This is a genomic window from Psychrobacillus sp. FSL H8-0510 (assembly GCF_038008345.1).
GTDB lineage: Bacteria > Bacillota > Bacilli > Bacillales_A > Planococcaceae > Psychrobacillus > Psychrobacillus psychrotolerans.
Genome location: NZ_JBBOYZ010000001.1, coordinates 1,454,739 through 1,477,144, shown reverse-complemented (window position 1 = coordinate 1,477,144; position 22,406 = coordinate 1,454,739). Strand labels below are relative to the sequence as shown.

Sequence of the window (22,406 nt, the reverse complement as noted above, 5' to 3'; positions counted from 1 at the left end):
TCATGAAGGTTTAATTTGATCCATAAAATTCGCAATATCTTCTTCAGTCATTTCGCCTTTTATAATTTTTTCAATTTTACCTTCGGGATTGACCAAAAATGTTGTTGGTAGTGGATCAATATTATATGATTCCATTACACTTTTATTGCGATCAATTGCTATAGGGAAAGTTAAACCATATCGATTTAAAAAGCTATTTACCTTAAGATCTGATTCACCAATATTAATGGCCAGTGTTTGAACACCTTTATCAGTAAATTCTGCGTATTGGTTGTCCATCGCCGGCATCTCTTTTGCACAAGGCTTACACCATGTACCCCAGAAATTCAAAAACACGCCTTGTCCTTTATAATCAGACAAACGTCTTTCCGTACCATCCATATCTACTAAAACAAAGTCTGGAGCTTTATCTCCTACTTGCAATACAGCATTTTTCTCTTTATTTAGGTTGGAGTATACGGTAAAAACTATAGCTACGACGAGTACTGCTAATATAGCGGTTCTCATATAAAATCTTTGCTTTTTAGATTGAGCCAATTTGCTAACCTCCATTTCCAAGCATAATCATGAATAATTATAACAAAATTTACAATTTAAAAGAGCCTTACTTATGAAGGCTTTGTGAACACTCAAAATTTATTTACCTATTTTTCCCGTCTCTGCTAACACTCTCATTTTCTTCACTTCATGATTAGTCAATTCTCTCCACTCGCCAGCATTTAAGCCATGAAGCCCTAAGAAACCAAATTGTTCTCTTTTTAGTTTTTGAACAGGAAAACCTATTGCATCGAACATTCTACGTACTTGACGGTTTTTCCCTTCATGTATAGTGATCTCTACAATTGATTTATCCGCTTTACGCTCAGAGGATAATAACTTAACTTTAGCAGGAGCTGTTTTCCCGTCTTCTAAAACGATTCCACGCTCTAATGGACGTAATTGTTCCTTCAAAGGTATCCCTTTTATACGAGCTACATATGTTTTATCTACTTTATATTTTGGATGTGTAAGCGCATATGAAAAATCGCCATCATTCGTTAAAAGTAGCACTCCTGACGTTTCATAGTCCAGTCTTCCAACAGGATACAAACGTTCTTTTACATTAGGTAATAAGTCCGTCACTGTTTTTCTGCCTTTATCATCTGATACTGCAGAAATCACTCCACGAGGTTTATAAAGTAGATAGTATACTTTTTGCTCTTTTTCTAATTTTACCCCTTCTACTTCCACTACATCATTGTCAGACACTTTTAACCCTTGCTCCGTGACTACTTTACCATTCACTTTCACTTTTCCTTGCGTAATCATTTCTTCTGCTTTTCTTCTTGATGCCACACCTGCATGTGCGAGCACTTTTTGTAATCTTTCCAATACATTCACCTCGTCCATTCTATCCAATTCATATGACTGAATTATGTCATACTTTGGGGGAAATTAAAAGAAGACAGTCTTTTATAATAACTGTCTTCTTTAGAATTTATTTAATTTTCTTTACTTCAAATTTTAATGCGACCTCATTATTTATCGTAACATTCCAAAGATAAGGTTTTTTCTCTGAAGATTTACGTGGAATGATTAACACATTTTTGGCTTCCTCTTGTTCTTCTTTTTTTAGTAAAAGGAAATAATCTTTCTTAACTTCTATAACCTGTTTATCCAACAAGCGATACTTTCCTTTTTCTACAACTTTCACATTGTCATATGACTGAAAAACATTTGTCGCAAGAGAAGAGTGCGTATTCCAATCATTCGAATGGTTTAATGTTACAACGATCACTTTTTTTCCATCGTCTTCAAAATAAGTCACAAGTGTTCTCCCAGCTACTTTTGTATAACCTGTTTTTCCGGCAACAGCAAATTTATTGTAGTGTAATAATTTGTGCTTATTTCTCCATGAGACAGATTTTTCCTTTGGTTTATAAGTTTTAGCAGAAGCAATTTTTGTAAATGCTTCATTTTGCATTGCCAAGCGAAACATATTAGCCATATCTAATGCAGAAGCATAGTGTTCCTCATGATGAAGTCCTGAAGGATTAGTAAAATGAGCATTTTCTAACCCAGCCAACTGTATCTTTTCATTCATCAACTTAGTAAAACCGTCTATTGAGCCACCTGTATGCTCAGCAAGCGCATAAGCTGCATCATTTCCTGAATGTAACAGCAATCCATACAATAAGGATTCCACCGTCCAAACCTCTCCTGCTTGTAGATATAGGGAGGATCCCTCTTGAGTTGCCGCAGCATTGGAGATGGTTATCTCATCATCTAGCGGAACATTATCCAACACCGTTAAAGCAGTCCATACTTTAGTTAGACTCGCAATAGGAAGCTCTGCGTTAGCATTGCTACCTTCTAATAGTCTTCCTGTACTTGCATCAATAACAACATAAGAAGATGAAGCCTTTGCCTCATTCACATTCCACAAAAGAAACAGCAACAAAAATAATCCTAATTTTTTATAAATGAACCATACTCCTCATTCAATTATTTCTACCCTTCAAATGTCTCTTGAAATTTTGTCATAAACAAATCTGTGTCTTCCATTTCATCAACAGATAAGTCTTCTGGAAGCGGTGGAAGTGCTTTAATATCTTCTAATCCAAAGTACTGTAGAAATTCATTGGTCGTTCCATATAAAATAGCTCGACCCGTCCCATCTGCCCTACCTACCTCTTGTATAAGTCCTTTAGCAGAAAGAGTATGAATTGGTCGCTCAGACTTAACTCCCCGAATTTCCTCCATTTCCACTCTTGTAATAGGTTGCTTATAAGCAATAATGGCTAGCACCTCAAGAGATGCCTGTGACAATGACTGTGGTGTAGGATTTTCTACTAGCCTTTGGATAATTTCTATATTTTGTTGTTTTGTTACTAACTGATAAGTTCCTGCTAATTGCTTTATCTCAATACCTCTACTGCTATTTAGTTTGTATTCTTGCATCATTTCATGGAGTATTTCTTCTATTTCCTCTTCTTTGGAACTTGTTAAAAATGCTAATTGTTTTTTAGTTAGCCCATCCTCACCACTTACAAATAATAGGCTTTCTAAATTACTCATCAATTTCATCTTGGAATTCACTTTCGATATCTCCCTTTCGCAACTGTACAAACAAATCATCAAAATTACTTTTTTGCTCCACTGAAATAATCTGGCGTTTCATCAATTCCAGTAGGGACAAAAAAGTAGTGACAATCGTTTGTTTATCTCTAGTTGGAAACAAATCATAAAATGATAGTTTCCCTCCACCTTTTCTTAATACGTCAATGACATTTTTCATCTGAGCTTTAATGGATATATCTTGCTTACTTACTCTCGTATTAAGAGGTGCGTTTAGTTGTTTCCTACGTAACATTTTTTGAAAAGCACCAAGCATATCGTACACATTTGCGTCTAGTTCGAGTAATTCAATTTGTTTACTAGTTTGGTATTCACTTAAATCGGTTGGTGGTCTAGAATAATAGAGTGAACGGGTTTCCTCCATCTCATGCAAGTTTTCTGCCGCTTCTTTATACTTCTTATATTCTATTAATCTTTGTACGAGTTCATCCCTAGGATCTGCTAAATCCACATCGAAAGCATCGTCCATATCATCGTCTTGGTGAATTGGTAATAACATTTTACTTTTAATAGATAGTAAGGTTGCTGCCATTACTAAGTATTCACTGGCTTCATTGAGTTCTAGTACTCGCATGGCGTGAACATGATCCATATACTGTTCTGTGATTTCTGCCATTTTAATATCATATATATCTATTTCCAAACGATTTATTAAATGTAATAATAAATCTAGAGGGCCTTCAAACGCATCTGTTTTTACTTCATAAGACATAAAACTCCACCTAATATCGATTTTTAACATTATTATAGAGGAAAGGTGATTGCATTGCACCCTACATTTCATACTAGTTTTGTGTCATTTCTAAAACATTTCAATGAAACCTTCGATTATTTTGAGTGTCATGAGTTATTGGAAGACTATTGGAAGGAAGTTTCCCCAAGACATAAAAAACACGCATTGACTGCTTTAATCTTGTTAGCAACTTCTATGTATCACTGGCGTCGCGGGAATTTTAGTGGAGCGATTAAAACGATGAAAACAAGTTTAAAAAGAATGGATGAAACAAAGAACTCTCCTTTCTTTGAGAACATCAACTACCAAAAGTTAACAGAAAATATGAATCTCGCACTTGAATTAATGACTAGTAGTCAAGACTTCCAAACATTCTACATTGAGGTAACCAATCCTTCTTTACAAACGTTAGTTAATAACCTCGATATAGAAATGAACGATGATTTACATTTTCTTATTCATAAACATATGCTTCGAGATCGCTCTGAAATACTGGAGGAACGGGATAGAGAGAAAAAAAAGAGAGATGACTTATAAGGTTCCAAGTCATTCTCCTTCTTTTTTTGTTTGGCATTTAGTATAAAATGATTCAACATCCTCTGATGGCTTTATAGAAGTTGTTTGAAGGACAGTTGGCAGTTTTAGCAACATTTCTTTTCCAAGTCCTTCTCCGCGATGGGAAGGATTGACCGAGATGTGTTGTATAACTGCTTCAGTATCTTCCATCCGCACCCCTATTAACCCTACTAAATCGTCCTCTTTCTTCCAAAGAAACAAATGCCACAATGGATTTGTCTCATACTCATGAATTGTTTCTAATAGTTTTTTTACATCTTTTTCGTGGGGCATAAAGGAAAGTAGTCCCATTGAAATTTTCTCAAATGTTTTTTTATAGCGAAGTAGCATCATTAAAACCCTCTTTTAATTTCATGGCTTGGTTATAATTTATCGGCAAAATTATACGTTCAGATTCATAGATTCTATAAACGCATTATTTCACATTAAATTTAACAAAGTCCAGTTTGTTAAAATATCTGTTTTATAGTACCTGAATTTTATCGATTTTACAAATTAGCATTAGGAGCTATAAATAACCAATATATTAATCCCCATACAATTCCTACGATAAATATCATTAGAAACAGTATAACGTTTGCCTTTTTCATCTTGTTCACTCCTTCTCCATTGCAAGAGGAAGGTCAAGATGTATAAGATCTTCCAAAGTTTCTCTTCTTACAGCTAATTGATGTTTTCCATTTTCTACAAATACTACTGCAGGTCTCGTTAACCGATTGTAATTACTTGCCATGGAGTAACCATAGGCACCTGTACAGAACATTGCCAGTATATCACCAGGCTCAGATACAGGCAACTGAATATCTTCGATTAATTTATCACCAGACTCACAACATTTTCCTGCAATTGTATAGTTTTTAGTCGCCGGGAGATCCATTTTATTTGCAATAACTGCATCATATTGTGCTCCATATAAAGCAGGTCTAATATTATCAGACATACCCCCATTAACCGCTAAATAATTCCGAACATCTGGTACTTCTTTCTCAGATCCAATTGTATATAATGTCGTCCCTGCATCCCCAACTAATGACCTACCCGGTTCTATCCAGATTTCTGGCATTTTAAAGGAAGAATTGTGCACGAGTTCTTTTACGATTTGGATCATTTCATTTACATATACGGCAGGTTCAAGTGGAGCATCCTCTTCCGTATATTTTATACCGAAGCCACCACCTAGGTTTAAAACGCTACATAAGAAGCCATAGTCTGTATGCCATTCGATCATTTTAGTAATGAGCTTCTCTGCTGCCACTTTAAAGCCTATTGTTTCAAATATTTGTGAACCAATATGACAATGTAGACCAAGTAACTGAATATATTCATCTTGATACACATCCAGAAATGCTTGGTCCGCTTGTCCATTCAACAAGTCAAAGCCAAACTTAGAATCTTGCTGGCCTGTCGTAATATAATCATGTGTATGAGCTTCAACACCAGGCGTTACTCTAAGTAAAATTTTAACTTTTTGCTTGTGCGTTGCAGTAAGCATCTTTAATAATTCTATTTCGTAAAAATTATCGACAACTATACAACCAATATTATGCTCAAGCGCTAATAATAATTCTTCTTTGCTTTTATTATTTCCATGAAAATGAATTCGTTCCACTGGAAATCCCGCTTTAATCGCAGTAAATAATTCTCCTGCAGATACTACATCTAAAGATAAGTTTTCTTGCTGCATCACTTGGTACATTGCAACACTAGAAAATGCTTTGCTCGCATAGGCAACTTGTGCCGATATATGTTGATCTCGGAAGGTCTGGATAAATGCATGTGCTCGTTCTCTAATAAGAGATAAATCGTACACAAACAATGGTGTTCCATATGTTTTCGCAAGCTCTAAGCTATCTATTCCACCAATCATTAAGTGACCTTTTTCGTTTACAGCATGCTGTGAAACTAGCACCATTTAGTTCGCCTCTTTTCCCTATATCTATTAGAACTTTATCACAATAGATAAGGAAATGGCAATGCACATTATGACCGTTTACGATCAGGTGATCTTGTTATAAATGGTCTTTTAGCATCATTAGGCATAGGATATCGTATGATTAAGCGCAAAAATGCTTTTGGAAAAAAGGGCTGAAGTGGCCATAAATAAGGTACATTTAAAGGTTTTACAGAACTTATATACCAAAGCAGTGCTAGAGAAGCGACAAAAAATCCATTTGGTCCAAATAACGCTGTACTCAGCAGGATAATTGTCCTAAATATTTTTGTTGTAATACTAAGCTCATATGAGGGAATAGAAAAAGTGAAGATCGCTGTTATAGCTGTATATAATATAACTTCTGGAACAAAAATGCCTACATCCACTGCCATTTGTCCAATGACTAATGCAGCTATAATACCCATTGCCGTTGATAATGGAGTTGGAGTATGAATAGCAGCCAGTCTTAGAAATTCTATCCCAATATCTGCAAATAATATCTGTAATAATAATGGTATATCAGTCATTTCTTTAGGACCAATAAAATCTAGTGCCTTTGGTACAAACTCCGGATGAACCGATAGCAAGTACCAAAATGGTAATAGAAACAAGCTAAGCAGAAAACCTAAAAATCGAATCCATCTGACAACAGTCCCAATCGCTGGTGCTTGCCTGTACTCTTCCGCATGTTGGAGATGGTGAAACAGGGTCGTAGGGACTATCACAACGGATGGAGATGTATCTACTACTATTATTATATGTCCTTCTAGTAAATGTGCGGCAGCTATATCTGGCCTTTCTGTAAATCGCACAAAAGGCAAAGGATGGAACCCTTGTTTAAAAAGCCATTCTTCCAAGGCTTTATCTGTCATCGTAATTCCATCATGCTTGATTTGCTTGATTCGATCACGAATTTGCGTAAGATTATCTTCATTTGCAATATCTTTTATATAAGATATTGCAATATCTGTTTGACCTAACTCTGTAATTTGGTGTAACTCAAAGCGTAAATTGGTATCTCGAATCCTTCTTCTAATGAGCGCCGTATTTTGAACTATATTTTCTGTAAAACCATCCCTAGAGCCCCTGATAACCTTTTCATTGTCCGGTTCTTCAGGTGTTCTTCCGGGATAAGAACGTACATCAATTGTATACACTGTTCCATTCGACAATATAAACGTTACTTGTCCACTTAACAGTGCAACTATCCATTTTTCCTTGGAGTCATATTGCGTTATAGAATAATAAGGAAAATAATGTTCCATAATCTCATTTTCACTTATAGTTTTATCTGCAATTTTCATTTGAGTGTTCGTCAATAATTGAGTAATTACCATTCCATCAATTAACCCATTAATATAGACGAGTAGAACTGGAAATTCATATAAATGGGTATGTAAAATTCCCACATCATAAGACTCATTTACTCCGAACTTTTCTTTTAAATAAGATTCGGCTTCATCCATACTATTAAACAAAGGTTTCGTTTCAATCACCTATCTTTTGCATTTGTATTCGTTTGACCTACAGGTACTAGCCAACTTTTTAACTGGGTTAATATTTTCTTTTCTAATCGGGATACTTGAACTTGAGAAATTCCCAAGCGTTCCGCAATATCACTCTGTGTACAATCTAGGTAATAGCGTAAATAGATAATCATTTGCTCTCTTTTTTCTAGCTTCTCAACTAGCTCTCGTAGAGGAATATGCTCGAACGGTTTCTCAGACCGCTCATCCTTCATCTGGTCCATTAACGTCAAAGCATCTCCACTATCGTTCTCATACAGTTGCTCCTGCAATGATGCTGGATCACGAAGAGCGTCTGTAGCCATCACTACTTCTTCTCTAGTTACCTCTAAAATATGTGCAAGCTCCAAAATAGTCGGTTGACGCTCGAACGTTTTCAAAAAGTCATCGGTTGCATGCCGAATTTTGAAGTTTAATTCTCGAATCGACCTACTAATTTTCACCATTCCGTCATCTCTTAAAAATCGCTGTATCTCTCCTATTATCATAGGAACCGCATACGTCGAAAACTTAACCTCGTAGGACAAATCAAACTTGTCCACGGATTTCATCAAGCCAATACAGCCAATTTGAAACAAGTCCTCTAGATCTGCTCCTCTGGAAGCAAAACGCTGAACAATAGACCATACAAGCCTTGTATTACCCTCAATCATTTGTTGCCTTGCTAGTTTATCACCAGTCTGTGATAGCGCTATGAGCTCTCGCATTTTTTCTTGAGTAAGTAAAGTAGACGGTTTTTTATTTATCATTAGACGATCCTGCATGATTCTTGAATTGGTACAAATTGCTTCGTGATCGTTACTGTTGTCCCCCTATCAGGAATGGAGTAAATCTCAACACCATCACTAAAGCTTTCCATAATCGTAAAGCCCATCCCTGAACGTTCTTGCTCAGGTTTTGTCGTAAATAATGGCTCACGAGCTTGATTGACATCACGAATTCCACGTCCATAATCTACAACCGAAACGACAATTTCTCTATCAATTCGTTGTGCATGCAGTTCAATTTTACCTACTCCGTCTTCTTCATAACCATGTACGATAGCATTTGTCACCGCTTCAGAAATAACCGTTTTAAATTCAGATAACTCCTCAATAGTCGGGTCAATCGTCGCGATAAAGCTAGACATAACCATTCTTGCTAAAGCCTCATTTTCACTTTTAGCGATAAAAGATAATGTGATCTCATTGTCCATAAACTATTCCCCCTAACTTAGACATTATTTCAATTTCGGATTCGCTATAAATATAAGGACTTAAACCTGCAAACTGAAAAATTTTACGCATAGTCGGAGATGGGTTAACAATAATCGTTTGTCCATCTATTGGAGCAAGCTCCCTCATTCTTCCTAAGATCAATCCTATTCCCGAGCTATCCATAAAATGTAAATCTTTCAAATTCCAAACTAATACTTTAATAGACCCGTTTTTAATCATTGGAACTATCTCATTTCTAATGTCATTTGTACTGTGATGATCTAATTCACCTTTTAATCGAATAATAATTATTTCGTCTCCTACTTTTTCAACTTCATGAATCATAAAATCGCCTCCTTAGATAGCGCTATTCCACATGCTCCTTGATAATTCCTTGCGCGTGACAAAAGTAGAAGAAAACATCGGTTATTAGTCGATTTTCGACAGAGGATGGTCATATAAAGTATGGGAATATAAACATTTTTTTAATCAAAAAATAGGCATCTCACAAAAGTTTTTAAAAACTTTTAGTAAGATGCCTATTTAAACTATGTAATTGTAATAATTATCTGATTCGTTAGTAATGGAATCTCTAGCACGAGTAAAGCAAGTCGTCCGTAAGTAAATATGGAGCGCAAGAATTCATAGCAACTTCGCTTGTATGTGACCGACGAGAGAGCGCCAAAACCATAGAAAACAAAGCAACACCAAATTCACAAAAAAAGAAAAGAGTATCATGAACGAAGTCATAATACTCTTTCGCAATCAATAATTTATGCAGTTATTACTTCATAGATTAAAGGTGGTGCATCTTTTTTAGCAGCTTCAATATCGATAAATTTAGTTAATTTATCCATTACGTCTTGAACATCTTCTCTGTTTGAATAGATCGTAGCAAGTGACTCTCCTTTGCTGACAGCGTCTCCAACTTTTTTGTTGAGTACTATGCCAACAGCTAAATCTATCTCAGATTCCTTCGTAGCTCTTCCTGCTCCTAGAAGCATTGCTGCAGTTCCGATTTCGTCTGCTTCCATAAATGTGATGAAACCATCTTCAGATGCTGGAACTTCGAATTTGAACGCTGCTTGAGGTAGTAAAGAAACATCATCAACGATTTTTTCGTTTCCACCTTGCCATTTGATGAATTGTTTAAAGATTTCTAATGCTGACCCATCTTCGATCACAGCAAGCAGCATTTCTCTTGCTTCTTCTAGAGTTTCAGCTTTTTCTCCTACTACTACCATTTGACTACCAAGTGTCAAACATAGCTCTGTTAAATCATCAGGTCCATTACCTTTTAAGGTATCAATAGCTTCCACGATTTCTAATGAATTCCCGATTGCTCTTCCAAGGGGTTGACTCATATCTGAAATAATTGCCATTGTTTTTCTTCCAACATTATTCCCTATACGGACCATTGCTGTTGCAAGGGCTCTCGCATCTTCTGTCGTTTTCATAAATGCTCCGTCACCAGTTTTAACGTCTAATACGATAGCACCGGCCCCAGCAGCAATTTTCTTACTCATGATCGAACTTGCTATTAATGGAATACTATTCACAGTACCAGTAACATCACGTAAAGCGTATAATTTTTTATCCGCAGGAGTTAAATTACCACTTTGGCCAATTACCGCTACTTTTAGTTCATTTACTTGTTTCACAAATTGTTCTGATGTTAACTCTACATGGAAGCCTTCAATCGCCTCTAGTTTATCGATTGTTCCACCAGTATGCCCTAGTCCTCTACCACTCATCTTAGCAACTGGGACACCACAAGCAGCAACGAGCGGTCCGAGTACCAAAGTAGTTGTATCGCCAACTCCTCCAGTAGAATGCTTATCTACTTTAACGCCTTCGATGGCAGAAAGGTCAATTGTTTCTCCCGAATTAACCATAGCCATTGTTAAATTAGCTCTTTCTTCATCCGTCATATTTTGAAAGAAGATAGCCATTAAAAGTGAACTCATTTGATAATCTGGAATCGACCCATTCGTATATCCTTCTATAAAAAATTCAATTTCTTGTTTTGTAAGAGCACTACCGTCTCTTTTCTTTTCAATAATATCGATCATTCTCATCGTATATACACTTCCTTCATTTTGATTTTGCTTCCATTTTAAGCATAGTGTTATTTTAATAGAGAAAGGAAACTCTCTCCAAATTGAGGTTTTATAACCCCAAAGTTCTCACTAATCGTTGCTCCAATGTCAGCAAATGTGTTGCGTAATGGTAACTCTTTTACTTCCTTGAACTGTGGAGAATATACAATTAACGGAACATATTCTCTCGTATGGTCAGTTCCTGGCATCGTTGGATCATTTCCATGGTCCGCTGTAATTATTAATAAATCTTCCTCGGTTAACTTTGGCAGTACTTCATTTAGACGAACATCAAATTCTTCTAAAGCCTTACCATAACCTAGTGGATCACGACGGTGGCCAAATAGTGCATCAAAGTCTACTAAATTTAAAAAGCTAATGCCAGTGAAATCTTTATCCAGCGTTGCAATGAATTTATCCATACCATCCATATTATCTTTTGTTCTTTCTGTAGAAGTAATACCTTCACCGTTATAAATATCATTTATTTTTCCAATTGCAATTACGTCTAATCCAGCATCACTTAATTCATTCATAGCGGTGCGGCCAAAAGGTTTTAACGCATAGTCATGGCGATTTGATGTACGAGCGAATTTCCCAGGCTCTCCAATAAATGGACGAGCAATTATACGACCTACTAGAAATTCCTCTGAAAGGGTTAACTCACGAGCAATTTCACAAATACGATATAATTCTTCTAAAGGAATAATTTCCTCATGTGCTGCAATTTGAAGTACAGGGTCAGCAGATGTATAAACAATGATTGCCCCCGTTTTCATATGCTCTTCGCCAAGTTCGTCTAAAATTTCTGTTCCACTTGCAGGTTTGTTCCCAATAACTTTGCGACCAGTTTTTTCTTCTAATTGAGAGATTAGTTCATCCGGGAATCCATTTGGATATACTTTGAATGGTGTGTCAATATTCAAACCCATGATTTCCCAGTGCCCTGTCATTGTATCTTTTCCCACAGATGCTTCTTGCATTTTTCCAAAATAAGCGGTAGGTGCTGCAACATGTTTAATCCCTTGTATATCATCAATATTACCAAGTCCCAGTTGTTCCATCTGGGGCATATGTAGGCCGTTCATTTTTTCGGCAATATGTCCAATAGTATGAGATCCTACGTCACCAAATACGTTTGCATCTGGTGCTTCACCAATACCAACAGAATCCATAACAATCACATGTATGCGCTTAAATTTACTCATAACATAACCTCCTACTGTTTTCTTCTAGTTTAACAAAAAATTGAAAAATGTACAGGTCAGACCTCTGACAATTTAAGCTCTAGGATGAAATTGTTTATAAACATCCTTTAATCGGCTTTTGCTAACATGCGTATAAATTTGTGTTGTAGATATATCCGAATGCCCCAGCATCTCTTGAACAGCACGCAAATCTGCACCATTTTCTATTAGGTGAGTGGCAAACGAGTGCCGCAGTACGTGAGGAGTAATTTCCTTAGAAATTCCAGCAGCGGCGGCATGCTTATTCAGTAATTTCCATATACCCTGTCTAGTTAGACGTTTCCCACGTTGATTGATAAAAATAGCTTCTGTTTTTTCAGACTTCAATAAAGTCAATCTAGCATTTTCTATATAATCTGTGCAAGTTCTAATGGCAGAACCACCTAAAGGTATGATTCGTTCTTTGCCACCTTTCCCAAATACACGAACAAATCCCATGGATAAATGTATATCCTCTAGATTTAAGTTTAAACATTCGCTAATTCGCATTCCACTTGCATACATAAGCTCAAACATAGCTAAATCTCTCTGCCCTTGTGGCTTAGATATATCTATACTATTTAAAAGGTTATTCAATTCCTCTACGGATAAATATGTTGGCAACTTTTGTTCCATTTGAGGTAGATCCAGATGGACAGTTGGATCTGTATTTGCCACTTTCTCTCTTAATAAAAACTGATGAAAAGAACGAATAGATGAAATATGCCTTGAAATCGTCCGTGCAGATTTGCCATTTTCTTTTAAGTTTCGAAGATAAAGAACGATATGTGTGCGTTCTATCTCATCAAGACTATGTAGTTGTTGAATCTCAAATATATGATGCAAATAATCGGATAAATCTTTTTTGTAAGAAATTAGTGTATTGCTCGCTAATTGACGTTCTATTTGTAGAAAGTGCAAATAATCTTCTAAATGCAGTTGTCCATTGTTCATGTATTTCACCCCTCATATAAAATAATCATTTAAAAAAAGGATAGCTAAAAAGCTATCCTTTTGTTTATTTAAGAAAGTAATGATAATTAATCGGCAACTGTCTAGCGACAGTACCTAGACCCTCTAGTCGGCTCTAATTTACTTCTAAGAAGAGTTAACCTCAGAACGTTGTCATTACTGACTTAGGTAATAGTACATCCCTATTTCTCTTCTTGGCAACGGTAGCAAATACCGTGAAATGTTAGACGATGATCTTTTATCCTAAAGTTCCATTTTTTCTCGACAATTGCTTCGACATCTTCTAACAAATCTTCTTGAATTTCATCTACAGCTCCACATTCAATACAAACCAAATGGTGATGAAAATGTGCTGCACCTTCTTGTCTTAAATCATAGCGAGATACGCCGTCCCCGAATTGAATTTTGTCTACTACATTCAATTCGTTTAATAACTCAAGCGTTCTATAAACTGTTGCTAGTCCTATATCAGCTGATTTCTCTCTAACTAGTAAAAATACATCTTCTGCACTTAAATGATCTTCCTCATTTTCAAGCAAAACTCGGACTGTCGCTTCACGCTGTGGCGTCAGTTTATAGCTCGCACCAGATAATTGTTTTTTTATACGATCAATACGGCTTTCCATATGACGCCTCCTTACCTGAATCCATTATACCAATAATTGAATTCTCATTACAAGAGATTCACATAATAATAATTATTAGAAAGAACTAATTATTAAATAATATAAATGGTATTAAGATGAACTCTATAATTATAACAATTATATAAAAGGATAGCGAAAAAATATTAATCCGATTTGCTAATGCTAATAATAAGATACAATAAACTAGTTGAAATGGAAACCACCAGAACACATATGGAAAAGTAGATTCCTGTGTTTGCAGTAGATAACTAGAACAATACCCATAGAATGTAATTTTAAACGCACAAATAACTAAAATAAGTTTTCGTAAATAACGATGTTGATAAAACAAGAAAAACACAATCGCAACCATTAAATGAGGAAAAATAGTTTCTAAAAAAGTAGGCCGCTCTATTAATAGAACGCGTGCATCCAAGAGATTTATAATCCATTGCTGCTGTTCTACCGTACTTTGTTCAAATAATATTAAACCTCCGACAAAGCTAACTACAAGCACACATAATGAGATGAAAATAGTATAAGTCTGGTTCAAATTGGAACACCCCCCTATCTACTTCCATCATATGCTTGTACTAACTTAAATCATGCTTCTTTAAAATAATCTTTCAACCAAATATATGCGAATGCAGTTTTAGCATCATAGATTTGTTGTTTCTTCACCATTTCTTCCATCTCGGTAAGACTAACATGTAATAACTCTACAAACTCATCTTCATCTAACCCAACCGGTTGTTCCATCTTTACAATATTATCTGCAAAGTATAAATGGATAATCTCATCAGCAAACCCTGGTGATGTGGAAAATGATTGAATGTATTGTAAATTGTCAGTCGTATAGCCCGTCTCTTCTTCCAATTCCCGCAATGCAGTTATTTCAGGCGCTTCTCCAATTTCTATTTTCCCGGCAGGAATTTCGATAATGGATCGTTCTAATGCTTTTCTAAACTGTTCTACTAAAATTATTTTGTTGTCTTTTGTCACAGCTATCACGGCTACCGCACCAGGGTGCTTAACAATCTCTCTATTACTAGTTTTACCATTTGGTAATTCTACTTCGTCTACTTGTAAAGTAATGATTCTACCTTTAAATTTAAGCTCAGATTGAATTGTTTTTTCCTCAAATTTTTTCATAATATATCTCCCTCTCCTATATATCATTTCACTTTAGTTGAATCTATCTAATTGACATTGTACCATGTAGAAAAGGACGTGATAAAACTTGAAGAAAAGACAATTAGGTAAAAGTGATCTATACGTTTCAGAAATCGGATTAGGTTGTATGTCCCTTCCTACAGACCAAACGGTTGCCAATAAAATTATTCAAGTAGCTTTGGAAAACGATATAACGTATTTTGATACAGCTGATCTATATGATAAAGGCGAAAATGAAAAAATTGTCGGTAATGCCCTTAAGGATAAAAGACAAAATATAATATTAGCTACGAAAGTTGGAAATCGTTTAAACAAATCTGGAGATGGTTGGTCATGGGATCCATCAAAAGAATGGATAACGGATGCCGTACACGCTTCCCTGAAACGTCTCCAAACTGATTATATAGATGTATATCAGTTGCACGGAGGCACGATGGAAGATAATGTAGACGAAGTGATAGACACGATGGAGTCACTTCAAAAAGAAGGACTTATCCGTGAATATGGAATCTCCTCCATTCGTCCAAATGTCATAGAACGTTTTTTAAGTAAAAGTAATGCAGTTTCTGTAATGATGCAATATAGTTTGCTAGATAGAAGACCTGAAGAATGGTTCTCTCTATTAGAAAATAACTCGGCTACGCTCTTTAGTAGAGGAACACTAGCTAAAGGACTATTAACCAAGGAAGGTTTATCTAGAGCATCTAAAACTGAGGATTATTTAAGCTATAGTCACCAGGAATTACTAGAGGCTCTAAAAGAACTAAATGATTTGGAAGCTCCTTTAAGTTCCATTGCTCAACATTATGTTTTACAGAAAGATGTAACAGGTTCCATGATTCTCGGCGCAAGTAGTGAGAAGCAGCTGTTAGAATCTCTTCAGTCATACCACTTGGAAGTTCCAGAAAGTATATTACAAAAAGCAAGTGAGTTAACAAAGAAAGATATTTATAAAGAACATCGAATTTAATATAATATTACAGGATGGCTAGCCGTGATCTACTTCACGACTGGCTTTTTTTATAACTTTGGAAGAAGAGATTTTTCCCACTAAAAAACCTATTCGCCGAAGCAAATAGGTTTTCTTGTTTAAAATTTTGAACTATTACCAAAGCCGTATTCATCTAACAGTTCTTCAAAAGATTTATTTTTTTCTTTTTCTTTCTTTTCAAAAGCTAGCTGTGCTTGTCTTTCTTCTTCTTTTTCTTGTTCAGCTGATACTAATTGGTTCTTCGTTTCTTTTAGTTTCGCTAAAATATCAGAAGAAAGCTGATCAGATAACGAGTTACCTTCTTCTACTTGCTTAGCAGGCTTTACTTGTTGTTGTTGTTGTCTTTGTTTTTTCTTAGCCAATTGATTCACCTTCTTTTTATGAGCGTTTAACTATAGTCGCAACCCCTTGGCCACCACCTATACAAAGTGTAGCAAGACCGGTTTTTGCATCTCTCTTCTCCATTTCATGAAGTAAAGTAACGAAAATACGAGCACCGCTTGCCCCAATAGGATGACCTAATGCAATTGCTCCACCATTTACATTTAGTATATCATGATTAAACGACAGCTCTCTATCAACAGCAATCGATTGTGCCGCAAAAGCTTCATTTGCTTCGATTAACTCTATGTCTGCTAATGATAATTGCGATTTTTTCAATGCTTTTTTAACTGCTTCTACGGGTCCAATCCCCATGACGCTTGGATCCACTCCTGCCGATGCATTTGCAACGATTGTCGCAAGTGGTTTGAGGCCAAGTTCATCTGCTTTAGCTTTGGACATTACTACTACCGCTGCTGCTCCATCGTTAATACCTGAAGCATTACCAGCAGTTACAGAGCCATCTTTTTTAAACGCTGGACGTAGACCCGCTAGTTTTTCTTCCGTAGAACCTTTTTTCGGATACTCATCTTGCGAAAAGACAACCGGATTTCCTTTTCGTTGAGGAATTTCAACAGGCACGATCTCATCTGCAAATTTACCTTCTTCCATCGCCAGTGCAGCTCTCTCTTGAGAACGTGCAGAAAATTTATCTTGCTCTTCTCTAGTAATATTATATTGATCACATAGATTTTCAGCAGTCACACCCATATGATAATCATTAAATGCACACCACAGACCATCTGAAATCATGCTATCTACTACCTTCTGATCACCCATACGGAAGCCATCTCTTGCGTTTTTTAGTAAATATGGAGATTGACTCATATTCTCCATTCCACCTGCAACAATAATGTCTGCATCTCCCGCAATAATAGCTTGCGTCGCAAGATGAATTGCTTTTAGACCAGAACCACATACCTTGTTTATCGTTAAAGCTGAAACTGACTGTGGCAGCCCTGCTTGGATGGAGGCTTGTCTTGCTGGGTTCTGTCCTAAACCTGCTTGAAGGACATTCCCCATAATTACTTCATCCACGATTTCTTTAGAAACCCCCGCTTTTTCTAATGCTTTTTCAATAACAATAGCACCTAGTTTAGTAGCTGGTACATCTTTCAAAGCCCCTTGGAACGAACCAATTGCAGTTCTAACTGCACTTACGATCACAACTTCATTTGTCATGTGATTTCCTCCTTGTTTCCCCTGTATCAAACAAATTTTTACAAAGTTCAATTTAAATTTGCTTGTTTAACCATCCTTTCTTTACAATAAAGAGGGAGGGATGATTATGTTTAGTTTACCAAATAAAGTGACAATTATCGAGGTAGGTCCGAGAGACGGTTTGCAAAATGAAAAAAATGAGGTACCAACCGATATAAAATTATCTTTTATCGAAAAACTTCAGCAAGCCGGAATTGAAGAAATGGAAATAACTTCTTTCGTATCACCGAAATGGGTACCACAAATGAAAGATGCGAACGACATAGTGACTCAAGTGAAAAAGATGGGTAGACAGTTAGTACTTACACCAAATAATAAAGGTGTCGAATTAGCCAAACAATCCGGAGCACAAAGTTACGCTGTTTTTGTAGGTGTCTCTAACAGTTTTAATAAAAATAATATAAATAAAACTACAAAAGAAAGTATGGATGAACTAAGACCTATTGTGGGCAAACTACTACAAGATGGTCATTTCGTACGTGCCTGTATTTCAACTGCTTTTTACTGTCCATATGAGGGCAAAATGGAGTCTTCGGACACACTAGCACTATGCAAAGAATTCGTTTCATGGGGTGTAAACGAACTTAGTGTCGCTGATACAATTGGAATGGCTAATCCACAAGAAAGCTATGAATTATTTACTGCACTCAAGAAGGAATTCCCTGCAACGCTCATTACCGCTCATTTTCACGACACACGTAAAATGGGTATCGCCAATATTTTAGCGACCTTGCAAGCAGGTATTGATCGCTTTGACACATCTGCTGGCGGACTAGGAGGATGCCCTTTTGCACCTGGGGCTACAGGAAATGTAGCAACTGAGGATGTTGTGAATATGCTACATCAAATGGGTATAAGGACGAATATAGATCTCAATTCATTACTTAAAGCAGTAGAAGTAGTTGAACCTTATGTGTCCAGACCGATAGATACGGGAATGTATAAACTATTCAAAAGTAAGTAGGGGTTGATCGGATGAAGAAACGTGTAATTATTTGGACGAGTATTTTTACTAGTGTTTTAACAGCTATGGCTACGTTCTTTGGTTTCTTTGTAACTAATAGACTTATGTATATGAAAAAGAAAGAAAATGATTTTATTTTGAATCGTGAAATTACATCAAAACGATTAGATGAAGCTTGGTTTAATGCTGTAAACAAAACGGAGCAATGGATTGAATCTAAGAATGGGTATTCCCTAAAAGCAATATTTGTTGAACCACTAGAAACAAATAATTACGTCGTTATTTGCCACGGGGTTACAGAAAACAAGATTAACTCACTTCGTTTTGTTCGTATGTTCGAGCGACTCGGTTTCAATAGTGTTGTTTATGACCACCGCAGACATGGAGATTCTGGTGGCAAAACAACAAGTTTTGGGTTTTATGAAAAAATAGATTTACAATCTGTAGTAGAAGCTGTAAGAGAAAGAGCTGGTCAAGATGCTGTTTTAGGTATTCACGGAGAATCTATGGGGGCTGCTACAACATTACTCTATGCTGGTTCTATTATAGATGACGCTGATTTTTATATTTCTGATTGTGCATTTTCGGATTTTGAGCAACAAGTTTATCATATAATGACCCAGTCCACGCCTCTCAGATCAAGTCTTGCCATTAGATTTGCTAACTTGTTTCTGAAGTTGCGGGATGGATATACGTTAAATCTCGTCTCTCCAATTGATGTTATTGACAAAATAGAAAAACCTGTTTTATTTATTCATAGTTTACAGGATGATTTTATATTACCTAAAATGACCGAGGAGTTATATGAAAAAAAACAAGGCCCAAAAACCTTGAAAATGTTTGATATTGGCGAACATGCTAAATCCTTCAATGAAAATAGTAAGGAATATGAGCAAGTGGTGGCTGATTTCCTACAAGAAAACAATTTGCTAAACAAATAAAAAGCACTCAGCTGAGTGCTTTTTATTATTTTTGCATTTTATTCATTTGATTCATCATTTGTTTAACTTGTTTTTCTGAAGGCTTACGACCCATTTGTGTCATCATCATACGAAGCATTTGTTCATTAATAGGTGGGTTTTCTTTTAAGTATTTCATCATATATTGACGCGCTGCAAAGAAACCTAATGCTGCACCAGCAATTAACGCAACGATTATAATAACGATCCAAATCCATGTTTGCATATATTCTCCTCCTTTACATACTTATCTACGTGTACAAGACACCATTAGAAATTATACTATAGATTCTTTTGGCATTCTATATAATTCGAAATAAAAAAGCAATTCGAATACTTATATGACAAAGTATTCGAATTGCTCGTACAACTTTTTACTTTTGAAGTAATGCTTTCATTTTAGAAACTACGTTTTCCACGGAGAAACCATATTCTTTCATAACGATTTCACCTGGAGCACTTGCACCGAATTTATCAATAGCAATTACGTCTCCATCAAATCCAACATAACGATGCCATCCTAATGATGCACCCATTTCAATTGCAAGACGTTTTGTTAAATGAGAAGGTAATACAGAGTTTTTATAAGCAGCATCTTGTTTCTCAAAAAGATCCCATGATGGCATAGAAACTACTGATACTTCAATACCTTCTTTAGAAAGTGCTTGTTGTGCTTCCACTGCAAGACTTACCTCAGAACCAGTTGCAAGTAATATTGCTTCTGCTTTTTCATTAGGTGCTACTACATAAGCCCCTTTTGAAACTCCTTCTCTTACTAGTTCTACTGAATGATCTAGTGTTGGCAAGTTTTGTCTAGAAAGGACTAAAACTGTTGGGTTATTTTTAGATGAAACTGCTAATTTCCATGCTTCCGCTGTTTCATTTGCATCTGCAGGGCGGATTACCGATAAACCTGGCATTGCTCGTAAAGAAGCTAAATGTTCAACTGGTTCATGAGTTGGTCCATCTTCCCCAACTGCGATACTATCATGTGTAAATACGTATGTTACTGGAAGACCCATCAAGGCAGATAAACGAATTGCAGGTCTAACATAGTCACTAAATACGAAGAATGTACCACCAAAGACATTTAGTCCTCCGTGTAAAGCCATACCATTTAAAGCAGTTCCCATTGCAAATTCACGCACACCAAACCAAATGTTTTTTCCTGCATAATCGTCAGCTGAGAAATCTCCTACATTCTTCATAGTAGTTTTGTTTGAACCGGCTAGATCAGCACTACCACCAAAGAATGAAGGTAAGTTTTGAGCAATTGCATTAATCGCTTCACCTGAAGCCGAACGGGTTGCATGAGAAGTACCTGCTTCGTATGTTTTAAGTGCATCTGCAAAGTTTTCTGGTAACTTACCAGAAATTGCTGTTTTTAATGTTGCAGCTAACTCAGGGAATTCCGACTCATATTGCTTAAGTTTTTCATTCCACGAAGATTCTTCTTCAACACCCAATACGTTTGAAGCTTGTTTAAATGTGTCATAAACTTCTTCAGGTACATAGAAATCTTCTTCAAATAACCATTTATATTCAGCTTTAGCTAAAAGAGTTTCGTCTTTTCCTAATGGCATACCGTGCGCATCGGATTTACCAGAACGATTAGGAGAACCGAATCCAATAACAGTTTTAACTTCAATAATCGTTGGCTTGTCATTTTGAGACTTTGCTTTTTCAATGGCATTTGAAATTTCTTCAATGTCATTTCCGTCTTTTACATGAATATAGTTCCAACCATACGAGTCAAAACGTTTTTCAACATTTTCAGAGAATGATTTATGTAAATCACCGTCTAAAGAAATATCATTACTATCATATAATACAATTAATTTATCCAACTTAAGATGTCCAGCTAAAGAAATTGCTTCTGCAGCCACACCTTCCATTAAATCACCATCACCACATAATGCGTACGTATAATGATCAATAATTGAATGGTTGTCTTTATTGTACGTAGCAGCTAAATGTGCTTCTGCCATTGCCATTCCGACCGCCATACCAATACCTTGACCAAGTGGTCCTGTTGTTGCTTCTACTCCTGCAGTGTGACCAAACTCTGGATGTCCGGGAGTTTTAGAATCCCATTGTCTGAAGTTCTTAATTTCTTCCATTGGTAAATCGTACCCACCAAGATGAAGCAAGCTATATAAAAGCATAGAACCATGTCCAGCAGATAACACAAAGCGGTCACGGTTGAACCACGTTGGGTTACTTGGGTTATGACGTAAATGCTTTGTCCATAATGTGTATGCCATTGGAGCAGCCCCCATTGGTAAACCAGGGTGACCAGAATTTGCTTTATCAATTGCATCAATTGATAATGTTCTAATAGTATTAATTGCTAATAAATCGGATTGTAATGACATGAATGACATCCTCTCAAACAAATTTTTTGCTATATATCTAGTTTAGACAAGAATGTCTGTATTATCAATGGTTTTGAAATGATAATTTAATTCAGAAACTTTCCTTTCTTTGCTTCTTGAACTTTTGAAGGTGTTACATCATTTCCATCAGGGTCAATTACTTTTACACTTTCAATGGTATCTCTCATAGTAGAGCGAAAAGTTTCCAAATATTCTTTACGTAAAGAGCTTTGTTCTTTTGCTTCTTCCATGGAAAGTCCTGTAGTTTTAGATTTTCTCGATAACTCACTAATTCTCGCTAATTTTTCTTTGCTTAACAATTCTTTTCACCCTTTCAC

The 22,406-nt window shown here is 36.1% G+C and carries 26 protein-coding genes; 4 read left to right on the top strand and 22 right to left on the bottom strand.

Translation table 11 applies throughout. The features are described from left to right. The 5 genes from resA to MHI40_RS07155 form a co-directional block, all read right to left on the bottom strand. The gene (resA, locus tag MHI40_RS07175) at positions 1-537 is read right to left on the bottom strand and encodes a thiol-disulfide oxidoreductase ResA (protein WP_245762618.1); all 537 of its coding nucleotides are present in this window, start codon (positions 535-537) and stop codon (positions 1-3) included. Positions 538-636: 99 nt separating this feature from the next. Beyond that, on the bottom strand, positions 637-1,371 hold the full coding sequence (locus tag MHI40_RS07170) for a pseudouridine synthase (RefSeq protein ID WP_093534815.1): 735 nt from the start codon (positions 1,369-1,371) through the stop codon (positions 637-639). Positions 1,372-1,477: 106 nt separating this feature from the next. Next, entirely contained in the window at positions 1,478-2,416 is a 939-nt protein-coding gene (locus MHI40_RS07165; RefSeq protein ID WP_340764427.1) for a D-alanyl-D-alanine carboxypeptidase family protein, read from the bottom strand. Between the two features lie 74 nt (positions 2,417-2,490). Further along, on the bottom strand, positions 2,491-3,057 hold the full coding sequence (gene scpB, locus MHI40_RS07160; protein ID WP_093535695.1) for an SMC-Scp complex subunit ScpB: 567 nt from the start codon (positions 3,055-3,057) through the stop codon (positions 2,491-2,493). Beyond that, positions 3,050-3,829 (bottom strand): segregation/condensation protein A, encoded by a 780-nt coding sequence (locus MHI40_RS07155; protein WP_093534819.1) that lies wholly within the window; start codon positions 3,827-3,829, stop codon positions 3,050-3,052. The genes scpB and MHI40_RS07155 overlap by 8 nt, the downstream gene beginning before the upstream one ends. 81 nt (positions 3,830-3,910) lie before the next feature. On the opposite strand from MHI40_RS07155, the gene MHI40_RS07150 reads away from it, so the two are divergent. After that, complete coding sequence (locus tag MHI40_RS07150; RefSeq protein ID WP_340762067.1) at positions 3,911-4,387, top strand: DUF309 domain-containing protein; 477 nt, start codon at positions 3,911-3,913, stop codon at positions 4,385-4,387. A gap of 9 nt (positions 4,388-4,396) precedes the next feature. Here the strand turns inward: MHI40_RS07150 and MHI40_RS07145 are convergent, their stop codons facing one another. The 12 genes from MHI40_RS07145 to MHI40_RS07090 all read right to left on the bottom strand — a co-directional run bounded on the left by MHI40_RS07145 (position 4,397) and on the right by MHI40_RS07090 (position 15,156). Next, positions 4,397-4,756: a GNAT family N-acetyltransferase gene (locus MHI40_RS07145; protein WP_340764425.1), complete on the bottom strand. Its 360-nt coding sequence runs from the start codon at positions 4,754-4,756 to the stop codon at positions 4,397-4,399. A 265-nt stretch (positions 4,757-5,021) separates the two neighbouring features. After that, on the bottom strand, positions 5,022-6,338 hold the full coding sequence (gene lysA / locus MHI40_RS07140; RefSeq protein ID WP_340762066.1) for a diaminopimelate decarboxylase: 1,317 nt from the start codon (positions 6,336-6,338) through the stop codon (positions 5,022-5,024). 68 nt (positions 6,339-6,406) lie between these two features. Then, positions 6,407-7,825, bottom strand: a complete 1,419-nt coding sequence (locus MHI40_RS07135) for a spore germination protein (RefSeq protein WP_340764422.1) — start codon at positions 7,823-7,825, stop codon at positions 6,407-6,409. A gap of 26 nt (positions 7,826-7,851) precedes the next feature. Further along, positions 7,852-8,634, bottom strand: coding sequence for a SigF/SigG family RNA polymerase sporulation sigma factor (locus tag MHI40_RS07130; RefSeq protein ID WP_340762065.1), 783 nt, complete (start codon positions 8,632-8,634; stop codon positions 7,852-7,854). Continuing rightward, a complete protein-coding gene (spoIIAB, locus tag MHI40_RS07125) occupies positions 8,634-9,080 on the bottom strand; it encodes an anti-sigma F factor (RefSeq protein WP_093534829.1) in 447 nt (148 codons plus the stop codon). The genes MHI40_RS07130 and spoIIAB overlap by 1 nt, the downstream gene beginning before the upstream one ends. Beyond that, positions 9,070-9,426: an STAS domain-containing protein gene (locus MHI40_RS07120; protein WP_093534831.1), complete on the bottom strand. Its 357-nt coding sequence runs from the start codon at positions 9,424-9,426 to the stop codon at positions 9,070-9,072. The genes spoIIAB and MHI40_RS07120 overlap by 11 nt, the downstream gene beginning before the upstream one ends. Positions 9,427-9,854: 428 nt before the next feature. Then, positions 9,855-11,159 carry a pyrimidine-nucleoside phosphorylase gene (locus tag MHI40_RS07115; protein WP_093534833.1) on the bottom strand — a complete coding sequence of 435 codons (1,305 nt, stop codon included), beginning with the start codon at positions 11,157-11,159 and terminating at the stop codon, positions 9,855-9,857. 50 nt (positions 11,160-11,209) lie between these two features. After that, positions 11,210-12,388 carry a phosphopentomutase gene (gene deoB, locus MHI40_RS07110; RefSeq protein WP_340762064.1) on the bottom strand — a complete coding sequence of 393 codons (1,179 nt, stop codon included), beginning with the start codon at positions 12,386-12,388 and terminating at the stop codon, positions 11,210-11,212. 72 nt (positions 12,389-12,460) lie between these two features. Further along, complete coding sequence (xerD, locus tag MHI40_RS07105; protein WP_340762063.1) at positions 12,461-13,360, bottom strand: site-specific tyrosine recombinase XerD; 900 nt, start codon at positions 13,358-13,360, stop codon at positions 12,461-12,463. Positions 13,361-13,560: 200 nt separating this feature from the next. Beyond that, the gene (gene fur / locus MHI40_RS07100) at positions 13,561-14,004 is read right to left on the bottom strand and encodes a ferric iron uptake transcriptional regulator (protein ID WP_093534839.1); all 444 of its coding nucleotides are present in this window, start codon (positions 14,002-14,004) and stop codon (positions 13,561-13,563) included. Between the two features lie 85 nt (positions 14,005-14,089). Further along, on the bottom strand, positions 14,090-14,557 hold the full coding sequence (locus tag MHI40_RS07095) for a hypothetical protein (RefSeq protein ID WP_093534841.1): 468 nt from the start codon (positions 14,555-14,557) through the stop codon (positions 14,090-14,092). Between the two features lie 50 nt (positions 14,558-14,607). Then, positions 14,608-15,156, bottom strand: a complete 549-nt coding sequence (locus MHI40_RS07090) for an NUDIX hydrolase (RefSeq protein WP_093534843.1) — start codon at positions 15,154-15,156, stop codon at positions 14,608-14,610. Between the two features lie 88 nt (positions 15,157-15,244). Here MHI40_RS07090 and MHI40_RS07085 point away from each other — a divergent pair, with 88 nt between their 5' ends. Beyond that, positions 15,245-16,147 carry an aldo/keto reductase gene (locus tag MHI40_RS07085; RefSeq protein WP_340762062.1) on the top strand — a complete coding sequence of 301 codons (903 nt, stop codon included), beginning with the start codon at positions 15,245-15,247 and terminating at the stop codon, positions 16,145-16,147. 119 nt (positions 16,148-16,266) lie between these two features. Here the strand turns inward: MHI40_RS07085 and MHI40_RS07080 are convergent, their stop codons facing one another. After that, positions 16,267-16,539 (bottom strand): DUF3886 domain-containing protein, encoded by a 273-nt coding sequence (locus tag MHI40_RS07080; protein WP_322788055.1) that lies wholly within the window; start codon positions 16,537-16,539, stop codon positions 16,267-16,269. A gap of 7 nt (positions 16,540-16,546) precedes the next feature. Beyond that, complete coding sequence (locus MHI40_RS07075) at positions 16,547-17,731, bottom strand: acetyl-CoA C-acetyltransferase (RefSeq protein WP_340762061.1); 1,185 nt, start codon at positions 17,729-17,731, stop codon at positions 16,547-16,549. A 106-nt stretch (positions 17,732-17,837) separates the two neighbouring features. Here MHI40_RS07075 and MHI40_RS07070 point away from each other — a divergent pair, with 106 nt between their 5' ends. Next, the gene (locus MHI40_RS07070) at positions 17,838-18,734 is read left to right on the top strand and encodes a hydroxymethylglutaryl-CoA lyase (RefSeq protein ID WP_340762060.1); all 897 of its coding nucleotides are present in this window, start codon (positions 17,838-17,840) and stop codon (positions 18,732-18,734) included. Between the two features lie 11 nt (positions 18,735-18,745). Next, positions 18,746-19,675 carry an alpha/beta hydrolase gene (locus tag MHI40_RS07065; RefSeq protein WP_340762059.1) on the top strand — a complete coding sequence of 310 codons (930 nt, stop codon included), beginning with the start codon at positions 18,746-18,748 and terminating at the stop codon, positions 19,673-19,675. A 25-nt stretch (positions 19,676-19,700) separates the two neighbouring features. On the opposite strand, the gene MHI40_RS07060 is transcribed toward MHI40_RS07065, so the two are convergent. The 3 genes from MHI40_RS07060 to MHI40_RS07050 form a co-directional block, all read right to left on the bottom strand. Next, positions 19,701-19,919: a YneF family protein gene (locus MHI40_RS07060; protein ID WP_093534855.1), complete on the bottom strand. Its 219-nt coding sequence runs from the start codon at positions 19,917-19,919 to the stop codon at positions 19,701-19,703. Positions 19,920-20,067: 148 nt separating this feature from the next. Then, positions 20,068-22,068, bottom strand: coding sequence for a transketolase (gene tkt, locus MHI40_RS07055; RefSeq protein ID WP_093534857.1), 2,001 nt, complete (start codon positions 22,066-22,068; stop codon positions 20,068-20,070). 86 nt (positions 22,069-22,154) lie between these two features. After that, positions 22,155-22,388 (bottom strand): DUF896 domain-containing protein, encoded by a 234-nt coding sequence (locus MHI40_RS07050; RefSeq protein WP_093534859.1) that lies wholly within the window; start codon positions 22,386-22,388, stop codon positions 22,155-22,157. Positions 22,389-22,406 lie beyond the last annotated feature (18 nt).

Coding starts and splice junctions, on each gene's coding strand:
- scpB (WP_093535695.1), bottom strand. CDS start 3,057: ATGAGTAATTTAGAAAGCCTATTATTTGTAAGTGGTGAGGATGGGCTA.
- MHI40_RS07155 (WP_093534819.1), bottom strand. CDS start 3,829: ATGTCTTATGAAGTAAAAACAGATGCGTTTGAAGGCCCTCTAGATTTA.
- MHI40_RS07145 (WP_340764425.1), bottom strand. CDS start 4,756: ATGCTACTTCGCTATAAAAAAACATTTGAGAAAATTTCAATGGGACTA.
- lysA (WP_340762066.1), bottom strand. CDS start 6,338: ATGGTGCTAGTTTCACAGCATGCTGTAAACGAAAAAGGTCACTTAATG.
- MHI40_RS07135 (WP_340764422.1), bottom strand. CDS start 7,825: ATGGATGAAGCCGAATCTTATTTAAAAGAAAAGTTCGGAGTAAATGAG.
- MHI40_RS07130 (WP_340762065.1), bottom strand. CDS start 8,634: ATGATAAATAAAAAACCGTCTACTTTACTTACTCAAGAAAAAATGCGA.
- spoIIAB (WP_093534829.1), bottom strand. CDS start 9,080: ATGGACAATGAGATCACATTATCTTTTATCGCTAAAAGTGAAAATGAG.
- MHI40_RS07120 (WP_093534831.1), bottom strand. CDS start 9,426: ATGATTCATGAAGTTGAAAAAGTAGGAGACGAAATAATTATTATTCGA.
- MHI40_RS07115 (WP_093534833.1), bottom strand. CDS start 11,159: ATGAGAATGATCGATATTATTGAAAAGAAAAGAGACGGTAGTGCTCTT.
- deoB (WP_340762064.1), bottom strand. CDS start 12,388: ATGAGTAAATTTAAGCGCATACATGTGATTGTTATGGATTCTGTTGGT.
- xerD (WP_340762063.1), bottom strand. CDS start 13,360: ATGAACAATGGACAACTGCATTTAGAAGATTATTTGCACTTTCTACAA.
- fur (WP_093534839.1), bottom strand. CDS start 14,004: ATGGAAAGCCGTATTGATCGTATAAAAAAACAATTATCTGGTGCGAGC.
- MHI40_RS07090 (WP_093534843.1), bottom strand. CDS start 15,156: ATGAAAAAATTTGAGGAAAAAACAATTCAATCTGAGCTTAAATTTAAA.
- MHI40_RS07075 (WP_340762061.1), bottom strand. CDS start 17,731: ATGACAAATGAAGTTGTGATCGTAAGTGCAGTTAGAACTGCAATTGGT.
- MHI40_RS07070 (WP_340762060.1), top strand. CDS start 17,838: ATGTTTAGTTTACCAAATAAAGTGACAATTATCGAGGTAGGTCCGAGA.
- MHI40_RS07065 (WP_340762059.1), top strand. CDS start 18,746: ATGAAGAAACGTGTAATTATTTGGACGAGTATTTTTACTAGTGTTTTA.
- MHI40_RS07060 (WP_093534855.1), bottom strand. CDS start 19,919: ATGCAAACATGGATTTGGATCGTTATTATAATCGTTGCGTTAATTGCT.
- tkt (WP_093534857.1), bottom strand. CDS start 22,068: ATGTCATTACAATCCGATTTATTAGCAATTAATACTATTAGAACATTA.